1 pseudogene is annotated in these 2,096 nt (G+C 44.0%); it reads right to left on the bottom strand.

From position 1 onward, the window contains the following. Window positions 1-2,096, bottom strand: a pseudogene (locus G457_RS22920) (hypothetical protein); the annotation flags it as partial.

The raw sequence follows: 2,096 nt of genomic DNA, 5'->3' as shown, positions 1-2,096 counted from the left end.
CCCGCTTCAACGATGTCGAAGATGCCATCGCCGTCGGAGTCAGGATCCAAGCGGTCTGGAATACCGTCGCCATCAGTGTCTATGTCTTCACATAGATATGGGAAGGAGTCAAGATTACCTTCCAGGAAGATATTAAAGAACGGCTTTAGCGTACCACTGGCCGAAGAGATGGCCAATTGAAATTCACTGTCATTTACTACATCAGTGAATAGAATTGTGCCATTCTTACTCATCGACAGGTTACCATTTGCATCAATTTCAATAGCAAATTGATCACCTGACGCATAAGTGCTTCCTGATGATGAACCTCCAAAATCCCGAATGTCATAACTTGAACCATTGCTAAAATAGAATTTATGGCTTTGGTCGTTCCAATTCGTACTGGTCTTGTTCTTCGTCGTCCCGATGAGGCCAATCATCGTAGGGGAGTTGCTATTGTTCACGGTAAACTCAAAGCGAACCGGCAATTGATAGGTTTGTAAGCTGTAAGTACTAACCCAAGATCCTGATAGGCGTCTGACCGTGATGCTGTCAGCGGCTAATGGATTGACTTCAATTTGTGCAGGATTTGTAAACGACAAGTTGGTAAAATCGTTGGTGCCTCCCAGATAGTAGCATGGTTCGCTTTGTTCATCAAAGTCAAGTACACCATCATTATCATCATCAATATCAATAACATCACCAACGCCATCCCCATCAGTATCCGTACAGGCGTTGATCGCATCATCGAGAGCAAAACTATAGAACGAGGTATAGTTGATAGTACCGGAAGTGCCATCCTCAAACTGATCCAGGAGACCGTTCTTATTGGCATCTATACCCGTGTTGTAGTTAACGATGTCATTATTAGATACTGATGTATTATTGGCTTCCACACCATCACTACAGCCATCTCCATCAGAATCTAGGTCCAGACTGTTTGGAATTCCGTCCCCATCAGTATCTAAAAGGCATTCAAGAGGGCTTCCCGAAGCCCTAAATTCAATGCTTTCAACCGGCTTAGTTCCATTACTATTACGGGCGATATATAATTTATAACTGTCGGTCGTAGATAAACCCGATTGTACTAAAATCTGTACACCGTTTCTGAACAGGGTCAGGTTCCCTGATTCATCAATGACAATCCGGTGTACTTGACCTTGTGTACCATTTACTGCATTCTGAAGACTGTTGTTAATTTTTGTATAGCTTGTTGAATTGATAATGTAGAAACCAAAGCTATTTGCAACAGTCCAGTTATCGTTCAGAGCACTATTTTCATTGGCAAAGCCAAACATCAACTCAGCAGAAGTGCTGGAATAGGTAAAGCTAATATCTAATGGCAGTGAAAATGTTTGGTTAGACAATGCAGATTTCCAACCGCTAGTACTGATACCAGATAAGGTACTATCATCAGGAGCACTCACTGTGATAGCTGCATCTGTAGTCCATGTTAAAGTAGAGAAATCGTAACTAACAGGTCGGCAACCTTCTTGGGTGTCCAACACCCCATCATTGTCGTCGTCTATATCAATGGCATCACCTACACCATCCCCATCGGTATCATTACAGGCGTTGATCGCATCATTGAGAGCAAAACTATAGAATGAAGTATAGTTGATGGTGCCGCTAGTGCCATCCTCAAACTCATCTAACAGACCGTTGCCGTTGGCATCGGTGCCCGTGTTAAAGTTTACAACGTCATTATTGGTGGTGGCTGTATTGCCAGCCTCTACACCATCACTACAGCCATCACCATCCGAATCCAAATCAAGCCTGTTTGGAATGCCATCGCCGTCGGTATCCCCGTCGCCTTCTTCAGAATCCAGCACGCCATCATTGTCGTCATCAATATCAAAGACATCAAGAACGCCATCACCATCCGTATCTAAACAGGCATTAATGCTATTATCTAAAGCAAAGTCCGAATAGTATGAAGTATAGTTGATAGTGCCGGTAGTGCCATCCTCAAACTCATCTAGCAGGCCGTTGCCGTTGGCATCGGTGCCCGTGTTGTAGTTTACAACATCATTGTTGCCTACACTGGTATTGCCGGCCTCTACCCCATCACTACAACCATCGCCATCAGAGTCTAAGTCCAGACGGTTTGGAATGCC

This window comes from Algoriphagus marincola DSM 16067, assembly GCF_000429405.1.
GTDB lineage: Bacteria > Bacteroidota > Bacteroidia > Cytophagales > Cyclobacteriaceae > Algoriphagus > Algoriphagus marincola.
Note: the sequence above shows the minus strand (reverse complement) of the source record. Positions and strands in the feature narration are given on the sequence as shown.